Here is a 13414-nt window from a genome sequence, read left to right on the forward strand (position 1 = left end):
AGCGCATGGGTCAGGCGCTGCGGTTGCTGAAGGTGGTGAGGGCGCGCTCGATGCATTGGGCGGTCTTGCCGAACGCCTGCACGCTGATTTCCGAGAATGGACCACCGCCCTGGTCGGCCATCAGCACCATCACCACCCGGCCATTGTTCGACAGCGAACGCAGCAGCAGATGCTCGCCGCGGAACAGGGCGCGCAGGGGCGCGGGCAGCAGGGCAGCGAACTGCGCGTGGTTTTCGGGCGTCAGGCGCAGTTGCGCAGACTGGCTGAGCAGGCGTTGCAGCAGCTTGCTGTGGGCCACCTGCACGGTCAGGCTGGCGGCCTGCTCGGGCAGCCCGGCCAGTTGGTGCACGCGCAGGTAGCTTTGGGTCTTGTCGCTCATCAGCAACAGGACCCGCGTCATGCCGCAGGCCTGCAAGGCTTCGCGGGCATAGCGGGTCAGGTGGATGGCGTTGGAGAACGGGCTGGGTTCGGCCAGCAGGTCGGCGCAGAACTTGCGCCAGTTGCCCAGGGCCTCGGTATCGGGAGCCTCCGCCGGCAGCATGCCGCGGGGAATGTAGTGCGCGTCCCACGGCCAGATCAGCATCTGCGCCGGGTGGAACGCGCCTTCAATGGCGTGATTGCGCGCGCTCTTCGCGGCCTGTTGGTGTGCCTGTTGTTGCACGTCGTCCAGCGGCACCTGCAAGTACAGGCTGATCAGTTGCTGCCAGCGCAGGCAGTGCGGGCTGTTCCACGCATGTTGGGACGACAGCGCCAGGCCGTTGGCCAGCAACACCGTGTTGGCCGGCTGGTTCAGCCAGCGGCGCAACGAAGGGTCGGCGTCCAGGCGTTGTTGCTGGCGCAGCGGGCTCTTGTGATCGCGGGCGATGTGCATGACCTTGACCAGCAGCCGGCGTTCTTCCTGCAACAGGTGATAGCCCTGGGTGACCCAGGTCGGCAGGCGCCAGAATTCGGCGAGGGCCTGACACAGGCTGAGCAGGCGCACGCCGAACAGCTCGCGTTCGACTCGGGGCGCGGGCTCGCCACGGTGCACGACGCGCAGTTCCCATTCTTCCAGCAACTTCGGATGGGTCAGGGCCAGCGGCCACAGCGGCGAGAGAAACAGCAGGCTGCCCCAGTGGATGTCCTGCCACAGCCGCGCCAGGCGACTGGCGAACAGGCCGCTGGCCTGCTGGCTGGCGTGTTGGCTGACCATCTGCAACTGGCGCAGGGCCAGGGGAATCTGCTCGACGGGCGCGGTTTCCAGGCGATCCAGCAACGCTTCGGCGCGGGCCAGGCCGAGCCGGTTGAGCGCAACCTCAAGGTTTTCCGCAGGCTCGGCGATGCTGGCGTGGGTATGCCGGTTGGCTTCACGCATCACGCTCAGCACCAGCGCCGGACTGTCCTGCATCAGTTCGGCAATGTCGCGCAACGAGCGGCGACTGTCGGCGATCGCGGCTTTTACGCGATCGTGGCTGTGGCAGGGTACCGGCAACTTGGCGCCGTCCAGTAGTTTGATCCAGGCATCGATAGTCTTCGGATTCTGAGTTGGCACGATGGTTTCACTAGGCTTGCTGGAAGGTGGCCGAACTGGCTTTTCGCCTTGACTGGCTATAGTCTGGCGCAGAACTGCCGATAAGTAGAAGAAGAGTTTTACTAACTTCCGCCCCGACCCTGACCCCGACAGTAAGTGCTTTCTATCTATGGCTAAAATTATCGGCATCATCGTCGTATTCGCGAGCGTGCTAGGCGGATATGTGCTCTCCCACGGGAAGATCGCGGCCCTGATCCAGCCTTTCGAGGTGCTGATCATCGGCGGCGCGGCCTTTGGCGCATTCCTGCAGGCCAACCCCGGCTACATGACCATGCACGTCATCAAGAAGTCGCTGAGCATGTTCGGCAGCCGCTTTTCGCACACCTTCTATATAGAAGTGCTGGGTCTGGTCTACGAAATCCTCAACAAGAGCCGCCGCGAAGGCATGATGGCGATCGAGGGCGACATCGAAGATGCCGCCTCCAGTCCGATCTTCGCCAAATACCCCGCGGTGCTGAAAGACGAACGCATGACCGCGTTTGTCTGTGACTACCTGCGCATCATGTCCACCGGCAACATGGCTCCCCACGAACTGGAGGGCCTGTTCGACATGGAACTGCTGAGCATGAAGGAAGAGCTGGAGCACCCGTCCCATGCGGTGACCGGCATCGCCGACGGCATGCCCGGTTTCGGTATTGTCGCGGCGGTACTGGGTATCGTGGTGACCATGGCATCGCTGGGTGAGGGTGACCAGGCGGCCATCGGTATGCACGTAGGTGCGGCACTGGTGGGTACCTTCTTCGGTATTCTCGCGGCGTACGGCTTCTTCGGCCCGCTGGCCACCTCGCTGGCCCACGATGCCAAGGAAGAGTTGAACGTCTACGAGGCGATCAAGGCCTCCCTGGTCGCTTCGGCTTCCGGCATGCCGCCTTCGCTGGCGGTCGAGTTCGGTCGCAAGGTGCTCTATCCGAAGCACCGTCCGAGCTTCGCCGAGCTGGAACAAGCAGTCCGCGGTCGCTGATCCATGGAAAATAATCAGCCGATTATCATCAAGCGCGTAAAGCGCTTTGGCGGGGGCCACCACGGTGGCGCGTGGAAGATCGCCTTCGCCGACTTCGCGACGGCGATGATGGCGTTCTTCCTCGTGCTCTGGCTGTTGTCCACTGCCACGCCGGAACAGAAGATCGCCATCGCCGGTTACTTCAAGGACCCGATCGGCTTCTCCGAAAGCGGCACGCCTTACATCATCGACCTGGGTGGTTCGCCGCAACTGGCGCCGGAAAAGACCATCAACCCTGAAGAGAAGGCCGAGCCGACGCCTGACAGCAGCATCATCAATCAGGATCAGGTCGAGAACCTGGCTGAGCAGGTCGAGCGCGAACGCCTCGAACTGGTACTGCAGGAGTTGCAGAACAAGGTCGAGCAGAGCCCTGAACTGCAGAAGTTCAAGGACCAGATCCTCTTCGAAATTACCCAGGATGGCCTGCGTATCCAGATCGTGGATGCCGAGAACCGGCCAATGTTCGACCTGGGCAGTGCGCGGTTGAAGCCTTATTTCGAAGACATCCTGCTGGCCATGGCCGACACCATCAAGACGGTGCCGAACAAGGTCAGCATCAGTGGTCACACCGACGCCAAGCCGTATGCAGGCAGCGGTGAGTACGGCAACTGGGAGCTTTCGGCCAACCGTGCCAACGCTGCCCGTCGTGCGCTGGTTGCGGGTGGCTATCCCGATACCCAGGTTGCACGGGTGGTGGGGTACGCCTCGTCGTCGCTGTTCGACCGTGAGAAGCCGCTGAACCCGGTCAACCGCCGTATCGACATCGTGGTCCTGACCAAGCGTGCCCAGCGTGCGATCGAAGGCGAGCAGCAAGCGCCGGAGACGCCGGAAAATGGTGCGCCGCAAGGAACTCAGCAGAACCCGGCTGCACCGGGTGAGCCGCAGGCCGAGCCGATGCAGCCGCTGGAGCTGCGCGACAAGCTGAACATCTTTGAAGACGGCGTGTTGAAGATGGACGAGCCCGGCAAGAAGCAGTAAGCCGCAGGCGAAAAAACGCCCGCCTGGAGTGATCCAGGCGGGCGTTTTTGTTTTCAGAAGCCGCGGCGCAGGCGGGCTTTCAGGTCGGTGTGGAAGAACTCGGCGTTGTTCCGGTTGGCCTGCGCGGCATCCTTGCTGATGGCGCGGCGAAAAGTCTGTTCGTCATGGTAGGCGCTGACGAACAGATCGATATGTTCGCGCCGGCTCAGGGTGGGCCAGCGTTCGAGGTACGCGGGCAGGGTGCCTTCGCACTGGTAGAAGGCCAGCCTGCGGTTCAACTGGGTCGCGCTGCCGAGGCCGAACGGTATCCACCAATCTTCGGCGCCGCCCTGGCCAAGTACGGTGATCATGTGGGTGCAGGCGTTGATGTTGTTGTTGAGCAGGCTGCAGATATCGTCGGTGGTCTGTCGGGCCTCCGGGTCCAGCAGTTCGAGGCAGGTATTGATGCCTTCGAGCTTGAGCCGTTCGTTGATCACGAACGCATCGAGGCGATCAGGGTGGCGGTAACTGATGAAAACAGGCATCACTGGCGTCCTTTCAGGTGAAAGCGCGACGATCAGTGAATTCCGTTGGCCCGGCAATAGACGGCCAGAAACAAAGAAGCATCCTACATCTGTGTATGAACATCCCTACAGATGAGGACTACATCGGGTGTTCCCGTTCCCGGCAACACCCAAAGGGTCAGTAGGTGTCTTGCGGCAAGCTGGCGATGATCGAGCGGTAGCTGTTCATCCGTTGTTGCTGGACGCTTCCGTCCTCCAGGGCCTTGAGCAGTGCACAACCAGGCTCGCGGTCATGCTTGCAGTCGCGGAAGCGGCAATTGCCGAGCAGCGTGCTGAACTCGATGAAACCGGCTTCGACATCCGCGCGACTGACGTGGACCAGGCCGAACTCGCGAATACCCGGGGAGTCGATCAGCTCGCCGCCGCCAGGGAAGTGATACAGGCGGGCGGTGGTGGTGGTGTGCTGGCCCTGGCCGGACCATTCCGAAAGCTCGCCAACGCGGGACTGCACATTCGGCAGCAGGCTGTTGACCAACGAAGACTTGCCGACCCCGGACTGGCCGACGAACACGCTGATGTGGCCGTCGAGTATGGTCTGCAACTGTTCCATGCCATTGCCGTGATGTGCGGACACCTCCAGCAGCGGGTAGCCGAGCTGCCGGTACACCGCCAGCAGGGCGTTGAGCGCCGGGGCGTTCTGCTCGTCGATCAGGTCGGCCTTGTTCAGCAGCAGCAGCGGCCGGATACCGGCATGCTCGGCGGCCACGAGGTAGCGATCGATGAGGTTGGCGTGAGGCTCGGGGGCCGGGGCGAAGACGATGACGATCAGGTCGACGTTGGCCGCCACCGGCTTGAGCTGCCCACGGCTGTCGGGGCGGCACAGTTCGGTGCTGCGCGGCAGTTGCGCGACGATCACACCGATACCCTGGTTGCCCGCGCGCCACACCACGCGGTCGCCGGTCACCAGCGCGGGCAGGTTGGCCCGCAGGTGGCAACGGAATACCTGGCCGGCTTCGTCGCCTTGCTCGGCCTCGACCTCCACTTGCACACCGAAATGCGCGATCACCAGGCCGGTCTGTTCGGGGCCGAGGTCGCCGCCTTCGAGCACCTCCAGGGCGCGCCCCTCACGTTTGGCGGCGCGGGCGGCACGCTCTTCCTGGATCTTTTCGATGCGCCAGTTTTGGCGGCGGTTGAGCTGGCGTTTGGCCATGAAGGTCTCGTCGTTTAAAGCGGGGATGTTGAAACGGCGTCGAGTTTAGCACGCTCCACTAGGCTAAACTGCGCACCTACCGAGGAGCAGAGCTATGCAGAACCCACAGAATCTGATCTGGATCGATCTGGAAATGACCGGTCTGGACCCCGACAGCGACGTCATCATCGAGATGGCGACCATTGTCACCGACAGCGATCTCAATACCCTGGCCGAAGGTCCGGTGATCGCTATCCACCACAGCGACGAAGTCCTGGCGCGGATGGACGATTGGAACACCCGTACTCACGGTGCCTCCGGCCTGACCCAGCGCGTGCGCGAAAGCCGCATCGACATGGCCGAGGCCGAGGCGCAGACCATCGCCTTCCTGGAGCAGTGGGTGCCCAAGGGCAAGTCGCCGATCTGCGGCAACAGCATTTGCCAGGATCGTCGTTTCCTCTACCGCCACATGCGCGGGCTGGAAAACTACTTCCACTACCGCAACCTCGACGTTTCGACCCTCAAGGAACTGGCCGGTCGCTGGGCGCCGGACGTTCGCGACGGTTTCAAGAAGGGCAGCACCCACCTGGCGCTGGACGACATCCGCGAGTCGATCGCCGAGCTGCGCCACTACCGCGAGCACTTCATCAAGTTCTAAGCCCTGTCGGGGTGCCACGAATCGCTCTGGCGCCCCCTTTTGGTGCTTGAGGCAACTGGTTAGACTGCGCGTCCCTCTGCCTGGACCTGCACCATGTTGTTGATGCTCTATCTGATTGCGATCACCGCTGAAGCCATGACCGGTGCCTTGTCCGCCGGCCGTCGCGGCATGGACTGGTTCGGCGTGGTGCTGATCGCCTGTGTCACGGCGCTAGGCGGCGGTTCAGTGCGTGATGTGCTGCTGGGCCACTACCCGCTGACCTGGGTCAAACACCCGGAATATCTGGTGCTGACCAGTGTGGCGGCGTTGATCACCATCTTCATTGCCCCGCTGATGCGGCATTTGCGCTCGCTGTTCCTGGTGCTCGACGCCATCGGCCTGGTGGCGTTCACCCTGATCGGCTGCATGACCGCGCTGGAGCTGGGCCACAGCATGCTGGTCGCCTCCATCAGCGGGATGATCACCGGCGTGTTCGGCGGCATCCTGCGCGACATTCTCTGCAACGACATTCCGCTGATCTTCCGCCGCGAACTGTATGCCAGCGTGTCCTTCGCCGCAGCCTGGTGCTACCTGGGTTGCGTGCACCTGCAACTGCCGGCCGAACAATCGATCCTGATCACCCTGTTTGGCGGTTTCCTGCTCCGCCTGCTGGCGATTCGTTTCCACTGGGAAATGCCCAAGTTTCACTACAACGACGACCATTGATTGGCCGACGCTGCGTCAGGCGGGGCACGCCTGGCGTTCGGCGTGCTGCTTCAGTGCCCACTCGACGTGCTCGCGGACCAGCTCGGACGGGTAGTCGCGGCGGGCATTGAGGGCTTCCAGCACGGGAATGGTCGACGGTGCATTGCCCAGCCCCACTGCCAGGTTGCGCAGCCAGCGCTCGTAGCCGGCACGGCGTAGTGGCGATCCCTCGGTGCTGGCGAGAAAGCGCTCTTCATCCCAGAGAAACAGCTCGGCCAGCTCGGCGTTGTCCAGGCCATGGCGCGGCTGGAAATCACCTTCCGCCGTCGGGCGGGCAAAGCGGTTCCAGGGGCAGACGATCTGGCAATCATCGCAACCGAACACCCGGTTGCCGATCATCGAGCGCAGTTCTTCGGGGATCGCGTTCTTCAGCTCGATGGTCAGGTACGAAATGCAGCGCCGCGCATCCAGCACGTAAGGGCCGACGAAGGCCTTGGTCGGGCAGATATCCAGGCAGGCGCTGCAGCGGCCGCAATGTTCGGTGGCTTGGGCCTCGTCCACGGGGAGCGCGAGGTCGACGAACAGTTCGCTGAGGAAGAAATAGCTGCCGGCCTTGCGATTGAGCAGCAGGGTGTTCTTGCCGATCCAGCCCAGGCCGGCTTGCTGGGCGATGGCTTTTTCCAGCACGGGGGCGCTGTCGACGAAGGCGCGGAAGCCGAACGGGCCGATTTCCTTCTGGATGCGCTCGGCCAGGTGCTGCACGCGCTTGCGCACCAGCTTGTGGTAGTCGCGGCCCAGGGCGTAGCGCGAGATATAGGCTTTTTCCGGCTGGGCCAGGCGCTGCGCCATTTGCGTATCGCCGGGCAGGTAGTCCATGCGCAGAGAAACGACCCGAAGGGTGCCCGGCACCAGTTCGTCCGGGTGCGAGCGCTTGCTGCCGTGGGCGCCCATGTATTCCATCTCGCCGTGATAGCCGGCGGCCAGCCAACGTTCCAGGTGCTGTTCGTGCTCAGCCAGTTCCACACCGGCGATGCCGACGTGGGCAAAGCCGAGTTCACGGCCCCAGTCCTTGATGGACTGGGTGAGGGCGGGGAGATCTATGGAGGAGGCAGACATGCGAAATAGGGCAACGAGGACACAGGTGCGTATAATTCTGCCAGACATCGGAGCCGAACGACGCATGCCTCAGACCAAACACCCTGCAAACGAGCCAGTTGTGCTCTCCCGCGACACCGTGGCGGGCCTGCCCGCGCGCGCTGCGACCGCCCATAAAGGACAGTTCGGCCATGTGCTGGTGATCGGCGGTGATCGTGGCACTGGGGGCGCGGTTTTGCTCAGTGCAGAGGCGGCATTGCGCTGCGGCGCCGGGCTGGTGTCGCTGGCCAGCCGCGTCGAGCATCTGCCGGCGGCCCTGGCGCGGTTGCCTGAGGTCATGAGCATGGGCGTGAGTTCGGCCAATCAGTTGATGGCGCCGATCGAACGGGCGTCGGTTCTGGTGGTCGGACCTGGGCTGGGGCAAGCGGCGTGGGGCCGGAGCCTGCTGTCGGCGGTGGCCAGTTCGGGTCTGCGGCAAGTTTGGGATGCCGATGCATTGAACCTGCTGGCCGTGGCGCCGATGGCGTTGCCAGCGGGCAGCATCATTACGCCGCACCCTGGCGAGGCCGCGCGGCTGTTGGGGATTTCCACCGAGGCGGTGCAGGCCGACCGCCCGGGTGCGGCGCGCAAGCTGGCGCGAAAATACGCCGCCGTTTGCGTGCTTAAGGGCTCAGGCAGCCTGGTCGCTGACCCGCACGGGCGGCTTGCCCTGTGCAAGCGCGGCCATCCGGCCATGGCCGGTGCAGGTCTGGGCGATGTGCTCAGCGGTGTGCTGGGCGCCTTGCTCGCCCAGGACATGCCGGCCTGGGACGCGGCCTGTCTTGCCGTCTGGCTGCATGCCTGCGCGGGAGAACGCCTGGGTAGCCAGGGGCGGGGGCTGGCGGCACATGATCTGGTGCCGTCTATTCGAGAGTTGTTGGAGGAGCATTCAGCGTGTCAGGCGTAACCCTGTTTTTGGCCGACGAGCAGGCCATGGTCGACTTCGGCGCTCGTATCGCCCAAGTGACCCACGGCAACGGCGTGATTTTTCTCGAAGGTGACCTCGGCGCGGGCAAGACGACCCTGTCGCGGGGCATCATTCGCGGGCTCGGGCACACCGGAGCTGTGAAAAGTCCTACATTTACGGTGGTAGAACCGTACGAGATTGGTGAGATCCGCGCCTTCCACTTCGACCTTTACCGTCTGGTCGACCCGGAGGAGCTGGAATTCATGGGGATCCGCGATTATTTCGAAGGCGATGCGCTGTGCCTGTTCGAGTGGCCGGACAAAGGTGCCGGCATTTTGCCAAAGCCGGACCTGACCATTACCATAAGCCCCCAGGCGGGCGGTCGTTCGTTGAACCTGGCGCCGCAAGGTGCTCGCGGTGAAGCCTGGTGTGCCGCTTTGGCCTTGGAATTCAAATAGAAATGGGGAAAGGTATGCGCTTTCGCGCACTGGTTGCCGTCGTAGGACTGCTGCTTACGGCAGTGACCGTTGACGCTTTCGCGGTCACACAGGTCAAGAGCGTGCGTCTGTGGCGGGCGCCGGACAACACGCGACTGGTCTTCGATCTGTCTGGCCCGGTGCAGCACAGCGTCTTCACCCTGACCGCGCCTGATCGGCTGGTCATCGACATCAACGGCGCCACCCTGGCCGCGCCACTCTCGGTTTCCACCTCCAACACGCCAATCACCAGCGTGCGCTCGGCGCAGCGTACGCCTACCGACCTGCGCGTCGTGATTGACCTGAGCAAGACCGTCACCCCGAAAAGCTTCACCCTGGCGCCCAACGCCCAGTACGGCAACCGCCTGGTGGTCGACCTGTACGACCAGGAAGCCGACGCTGCGGCCCAACCGCCGACGCCGGCCGCTACCACCGCGACCACTCCGGTGGTGCCGGTGACGCCTACGCAACCCGCGATCACGCTGCCGCCGGTGCCTAACGGCAAGCGCGACATCGTCATTGCCATCGACGCCGGTCACGGCGGTGAAGACCCCGGTGCCTCGGGTTCGCGCGGTCAGCACGAGAAAGACATCGTCCTGCAGATCGCCAAGGAATTGCAGCGCCAGATCAATACCGAGAAGGGTTTCCGCGCTGAGCTGACCCGCACCGGTGACTATTTCATCCCGCTGCGCAAGCGCACCGAGATCGCCCGCAAGAAAGGCGCCGACCTGTTCATTTCCATCCACGCCGACGCCGCGCCGTCCACGGCGGCCTTCGGTGCCTCGGTGTTCGCCCTGTCTGATCGCGGCGCCACGTCCGAGACCGCGCGCTGGCTGGCGGACAGTGAAAACCGTTCCGACCTGATCGGTGGTGCCGGCAACGTCAGCCTCGACGACAAGGACCGCATGCTCGCGGGTGTGCTGCTGGACCTGTCGATGACCGCCTCGCTGAGTTCCAGCCTGAACGTCGGGCAGAAAGTCCTGGGCAACATCGGCCGGGTGACCTCGCTGCACAAGCGCCGGGTCGAGCAGGCGGGCTTCATGGTGCTGAAGTCGCCGGACATCCCGTCGATCCTCGTGGAAACCGGGTTCATCTCCAACGCCAACGAAGCCGCCAAGCTGGCGACGCCGAGCCATCAGCAGTCACTGGCGCGTTCGATCCACGGTGGTGTGAAGCAGTTCTTCCAGCAGAATCCGCCGCCGGGCACTTACATCGCCTGGCTGCGTGATAGCGGCAAGATCGCCCAGGGCCCGCGTGAGCACGTGGTGCGTCCGGGCGAGACGTTGGCCATGATCGCGGTGCGCTATCAGGTCAGCGTGGCCAGCCTGCGCAGCACCAACAGCCTCAAGACTGACGAGCTGAAAGTCGGTCAGAATCTGGATGTTCCGGCGACCACCCTGGCAGCCCAGCCATGACCAGCAGTGCGCGTATCGAACTGCTCAGCCCTCGTCTTGCCAACCAGATCGCCGCCGGCGAGGTTGTCGAGCGTCCGGCCTCGGTCATCAAGGAATTGCTGGAAAACAGCCTGGACTCCGGCGCGCGGCGCATCGACGTCGAAGTCGAGCAGGGCGGCGTGAAGTTGCTGCGGGTGCGCGACGATGGCAGCGGTATTGCCTCCGATGACCTGCCGCTGGCTCTGGCCCGGCACGCCACCAGCAAGATTCGCGACCTCGAAGACCTGGAGCGGGTGATGAGCCTGGGCTTTCGGGGTGAGGCACTGGCGTCGATCAGCTCGGTGGCCCGCCTGACCCTGACCTCGCGCACCCGTGACGCCGAGCAGGCCTGGCAGGTTGAAACCGAAGGCCGTGACATGGCGCCGCGCGTGCAGCCGGCGGCACATCCGGTGGGGACCTCGGTCGAAGTCCGCGACCTGTTCTTCAATACCCCGGCGCGGCGCAAATTCCTCAAAACCGAAAAGACCGAATTCGATCACCTGCAGGAAGTGATCCGGCGCCTCGCGCTGGCACGCTTCGATGTCGGTTTCCACTTGCGCCACAACGGCAAGAGCATCCTCAGCCTGCACGAAGCGCCGGACGATATCGCCAAGGCGCGGCGGGTCGGCGCGATCTGCGGACCGGGTTTCCTCGAACAGGCGCTGCCGATCGAGATCGACCGCAACGGCCTGCGGCTCTGGGGCTGGGTCGGATTGCCGACCTTCTCCCGCAGTCAGGCTGATCTGCAGTACTTCTTCGTCAACGGTCGTGCGGTGCGCGACAAGCTGGTCGCCCACGCTGTGCGTCAGGCCTACCGTGACGTGTTGTTCAATGGCCGGCACCCGACGTTCGTGCTGTTCCTGGAGCTCGACCCGACGGGTGTCGATGTCAACGTCCACCCGACCAAGCACGAAGTACGCTTCCGTGACGGGCGCATGGTCCACGACTTCCTGTATGGAACCCTGCACCGGGCGCTTGCGGATGTACGTCCGGACGATCAGGTAGCGGCGCCAGCGGCGACCACGGAAATCATCCGGCCAACGGGTCAGCAAGCCGGGGAATTCGGACCTCAGGGCGAGATGCGCCTGTCCGCCAGCGTGCTTGAACAGCCGGTTGCCTCGCCTTCGGCGAGCCCGGCGGGCTCGGGCGCTGGTGCGGGTTACCAGTACAACTACACCCCGCGCCCGAGCGCCGCGCTGCCGGTTGGCGAGACGCGTGAGGTCTACCGGGAGTTTTTCTCGCCACTGCCGAATGCCGAGCCCGCGCCGCTGCCGGAAGGCGAGCGTGATATTCCGCCGCTGGGCTATGCGCTGGCGCAGTTGAAAGGCATCTATATCCTCGCGGAAAACGCCCACGGCCTGGTGCTGGTGGACATGCACGCCGCCCACGAGCGGATCATGTACGAGCGGCTGAAAGTGGCCATGGCCAGCGAAGGCCTGAGCGGCCAACCGCTGCTGGTTCCGGAATCCCTGGCCATGAGTCAGCGTGAGGCCGACTGCGCCGAGGAACACGCGCAGTGGTTCCAGCGCCTGGGCTTCGAGTTGCAACGTCTGGGCCCGGAGAGCATTGCGATCCGGCAGATTCCGGCGCTGCTCAAGCAGGCCGAGGCCAATCGACTGGTGCAGGATGTGCTGGCCGACCTCATGGAATACGGCACCAGCGACCGGATCCAGGCGCACCTCAACGAGCTGCTCGGCACCATGGCCTGCCACGGCGCCGTGCGCGCCAACCGGCGCCTGGCCTTGCCAGAAATGAACGGCCTGCTGCGCGACATGGAAAACACCGAGCGCAGCGGCCAATGCAACCATGGCCGACCGACCTGGACCCAAATGGGGCTGGACGATCTGGACAAACTGTTCTTGCGCGGTCGTTGATATGGCGGGTTCTCTCCCTCCGGCGATTTTTCTGATGGGCCCGACCGCTGCGGGCAAGACCGACCTGGCCATCGAACTCACCAAAGTACTGCCGTGCGAGTTGATCAGTGTCGATTCGGCGCTGATCTATCGCGGCATGGATATCGGCACGGCCAAGCCGTCGAAGGACGTGCTTGCGGCCCATCCACACCGCCTGATCGACATCCTCGACCCCGCCGAAAGCTATTCCGCCGCTGATTTTCGCCGCGATGCCCTGCAAGCCATGGCCGAAATCACTGCCCGCGGCAACATTCCGTTGCTAGTTGGCGGCACGATGCTCTATTACAAGGCATTGCTCGAAGGGCTGGCGGATATGCCGCCCGCCGATCCTCAGGTTCGCGCCGAACTCGAAGCGCAGGCCCAGCAGCACGGTTGGCAGGCGTTGCACGATGAGCTGGCGGCGGTCGATCCGGTGTCGGCGGCGCGCATTCACCCGAACGATCCGCAGCGTCTGATCCGGGCGTTGGAGGTCTATCGGGTGAGTGGTTTCACGATGACTTCACATCGTTTGCGTCAAGCTGAGCAAAGTAATGGCCCAGGCGCTTCTGGGCAGGGGCAATTGCCCTATACTGTCGCCAGCTTGGCTATCGCCCCGCAGAATCGACAGGTTCTGCATGAGCGAATTGCGCTACGATTCACGCAAATGCTGGAACAGGGCTTCATTGACGAGGTCCGATTGCTGCGCGCTAGAAGTGACTTGCACGCGGGACTGCCGTCTATACGGGCAGTTGGGTATCGTCAGGTCTGGGATCATCTTGATGGCAAGCTGACTTCAGTTGAAATGCAGGAGCGCGGCATCATTGCCACCCGCCAATTGGCGAAGCGGCAATTTACCTGGTTGCGCAGTTGGGCTGATCTTCACTGGCTGGATAGTCTGGCCTGCGACAATCTGTCTCGCACCTTGAAATACCTCGGGTCGGTCTCCATATTGGGCTGAATCCCAGCGATTGCCGTCTATCCTTGGGGGTG

Annotated in this window: 13 protein-coding genes; 9 read left to right on the top strand and 4 right to left on the bottom strand. The window is 63.6% G+C overall.

Annotated features, from left to right (window positions below; all coding sequences use genetic code 11):
- Nucleotides 1–10: 10 nt before the first annotated feature.
- Nucleotides 11–1531 carry an HDOD domain-containing protein gene (locus CKW37_RS12215; RefSeq protein ID WP_256587740.1) on the bottom strand — a complete coding sequence of 507 codons (1521 nt, stop codon included), beginning with the start codon at nt 1529–1531 and terminating at the stop codon, nt 11–13.
- A gap of 148 nt (nt 1532–1679) precedes the next feature.
- Here CKW37_RS12215 and motA point away from each other — a divergent pair, with 148 nt between their 5' ends.
- Together motA and motB are read left to right on the top strand one after the other, a co-directional pair.
- Nucleotides 1680–2531, top strand: coding sequence for a flagellar motor stator protein MotA (gene motA / locus CKW37_RS12220; RefSeq protein WP_095155937.1), 852 nt, complete (start codon nt 1680–1682; stop codon nt 2529–2531).
- Nucleotides 2532–2534: 3 nt separating this feature from the next.
- A complete protein-coding gene (gene motB / locus CKW37_RS12225) occupies nt 2535–3548 on the top strand; it encodes a flagellar motor protein MotB (RefSeq protein WP_095155938.1) in 1014 nt (337 codons plus the stop codon).
- Nucleotides 3549–3601: 53 nt separating this feature from the next.
- Here the strand turns inward: motB and CKW37_RS12230 are convergent, their stop codons facing one another.
- Complete coding sequence (locus CKW37_RS12230) at nt 3602–4072, bottom strand: toll/interleukin-1 receptor domain-containing protein (RefSeq protein ID WP_095155939.1); 471 nt, start codon at nt 4070–4072, stop codon at nt 3602–3604.
- Between the two features lie 157 nt (nt 4073–4229).
- Nucleotides 4230–5261 (bottom strand): small ribosomal subunit biogenesis GTPase RsgA, encoded by a 1032-nt coding sequence (gene rsgA, locus CKW37_RS12235; protein WP_095155940.1) that lies wholly within the window; start codon nt 5259–5261, stop codon nt 4230–4232.
- A 94-nt stretch (nt 5262–5355) separates the two neighbouring features.
- Here rsgA and orn point away from each other — a divergent pair, with 94 nt between their 5' ends.
- Both orn and CKW37_RS12245 read left to right on the top strand, forming a co-directional pair.
- On the top strand, nt 5356–5898 hold the full coding sequence (orn, locus tag CKW37_RS12240) for an oligoribonuclease (RefSeq protein ID WP_095155941.1): 543 nt from the start codon (nt 5356–5358) through the stop codon (nt 5896–5898).
- Between the two features lie 93 nt (nt 5899–5991).
- The gene (locus CKW37_RS12245; RefSeq protein WP_095155942.1) at nt 5992–6603 is read left to right on the top strand and encodes a trimeric intracellular cation channel family protein; all 612 of its coding nucleotides are present in this window, start codon (nt 5992–5994) and stop codon (nt 6601–6603) included.
- A 15-nt stretch (nt 6604–6618) separates the two neighbouring features.
- On the opposite strand, the gene queG is transcribed toward CKW37_RS12245, so the two are convergent.
- Nucleotides 6619–7698, bottom strand: a complete 1080-nt coding sequence (queG, locus tag CKW37_RS12250; protein ID WP_095155943.1) for a tRNA epoxyqueuosine(34) reductase QueG — start codon at nt 7696–7698, stop codon at nt 6619–6621.
- A 64-nt stretch (nt 7699–7762) separates the two neighbouring features.
- On the opposite strand from queG, the gene CKW37_RS12255 reads away from it, so the two are divergent.
- From CKW37_RS12255 to miaA, 5 genes are read left to right on the top strand one after another with little or no spacing between them, the layout of a single operon-like run.
- Nucleotides 7763–8623, top strand: a complete 861-nt coding sequence (locus CKW37_RS12255; RefSeq protein WP_095155944.1) for an NAD(P)H-hydrate dehydratase — start codon at nt 7763–7765, stop codon at nt 8621–8623.
- On the top strand, nt 8611–9081 hold the full coding sequence (gene tsaE / locus CKW37_RS12260) for a tRNA (adenosine(37)-N6)-threonylcarbamoyltransferase complex ATPase subunit type 1 TsaE (protein WP_095155945.1): 471 nt from the start codon (nt 8611–8613) through the stop codon (nt 9079–9081). Before CKW37_RS12255 ends, tsaE begins: the two co-directional genes overlap by 13 nt.
- Nucleotides 9082–9083: 2 nt before the next feature.
- Nucleotides 9084–10514, top strand: coding sequence for an N-acetylmuramoyl-L-alanine amidase (locus tag CKW37_RS12265; RefSeq protein WP_218241266.1), 1431 nt, complete (start codon nt 9084–9086; stop codon nt 10512–10514).
- Nucleotides 10511–12406 (top strand): DNA mismatch repair endonuclease MutL, encoded by a 1896-nt coding sequence (gene mutL / locus CKW37_RS12270; RefSeq protein WP_095155947.1) that lies wholly within the window; start codon nt 10511–10513, stop codon nt 12404–12406. Before CKW37_RS12265 ends, mutL begins: the two co-directional genes overlap by 4 nt.
- A gap of 1 nt (nt 12407) precedes the next feature.
- On the top strand, nt 12408–13382 hold the full coding sequence (miaA, locus tag CKW37_RS12275) for a tRNA (adenosine(37)-N6)-dimethylallyltransferase MiaA (RefSeq protein WP_095155948.1): 975 nt from the start codon (nt 12408–12410) through the stop codon (nt 13380–13382).
- The last annotated feature ends 32 nt before the right edge of the window (nt 13383–13414 follow it).

The sequence above is a fragment of the Pseudomonas sp. Irchel 3E13 genome (genome assembly GCF_900187455.1).
Classification (GTDB): Bacteria; Pseudomonadota; Gammaproteobacteria; order Pseudomonadales; family Pseudomonadaceae; genus Aquipseudomonas.

Coding starts and splice junctions, on each gene's coding strand:
- motA (WP_095155937.1), top strand. CDS start 1,680: ATGGCTAAAATTATCGGCATCATCGTCGTATTCGCGAGCGTGCTAGGC.
- motB (WP_095155938.1), top strand. CDS start 2,535: ATGGAAAATAATCAGCCGATTATCATCAAGCGCGTAAAGCGCTTTGGC.
- CKW37_RS12230 (WP_095155939.1), bottom strand. CDS start 4,072: ATGCCTGTTTTCATCAGTTACCGCCACCCTGATCGCCTCGATGCGTTC.
- rsgA (WP_095155940.1), bottom strand. CDS start 5,261: ATGGCCAAACGCCAGCTCAACCGCCGCCAAAACTGGCGCATCGAAAAG.
- orn (WP_095155941.1), top strand. CDS start 5,356: ATGCAGAACCCACAGAATCTGATCTGGATCGATCTGGAAATGACCGGT.
- CKW37_RS12245 (WP_095155942.1), top strand. CDS start 5,992: ATGTTGTTGATGCTCTATCTGATTGCGATCACCGCTGAAGCCATGACC.
- queG (WP_095155943.1), bottom strand. CDS start 7,698: ATGTCTGCCTCCTCCATAGATCTCCCCGCCCTCACCCAGTCCATCAAG.
- CKW37_RS12255 (WP_095155944.1), top strand. CDS start 7,763: ATGCCTCAGACCAAACACCCTGCAAACGAGCCAGTTGTGCTCTCCCGC.
- CKW37_RS12265 (WP_218241266.1), top strand. CDS start 9,084: ATGGGGAAAGGTATGCGCTTTCGCGCACTGGTTGCCGTCGTAGGACTG.
- mutL (WP_095155947.1), top strand. CDS start 10,511: ATGACCAGCAGTGCGCGTATCGAACTGCTCAGCCCTCGTCTTGCCAAC.
- miaA (WP_095155948.1), top strand. CDS start 12,408: ATGGCGGGTTCTCTCCCTCCGGCGATTTTTCTGATGGGCCCGACCGCT.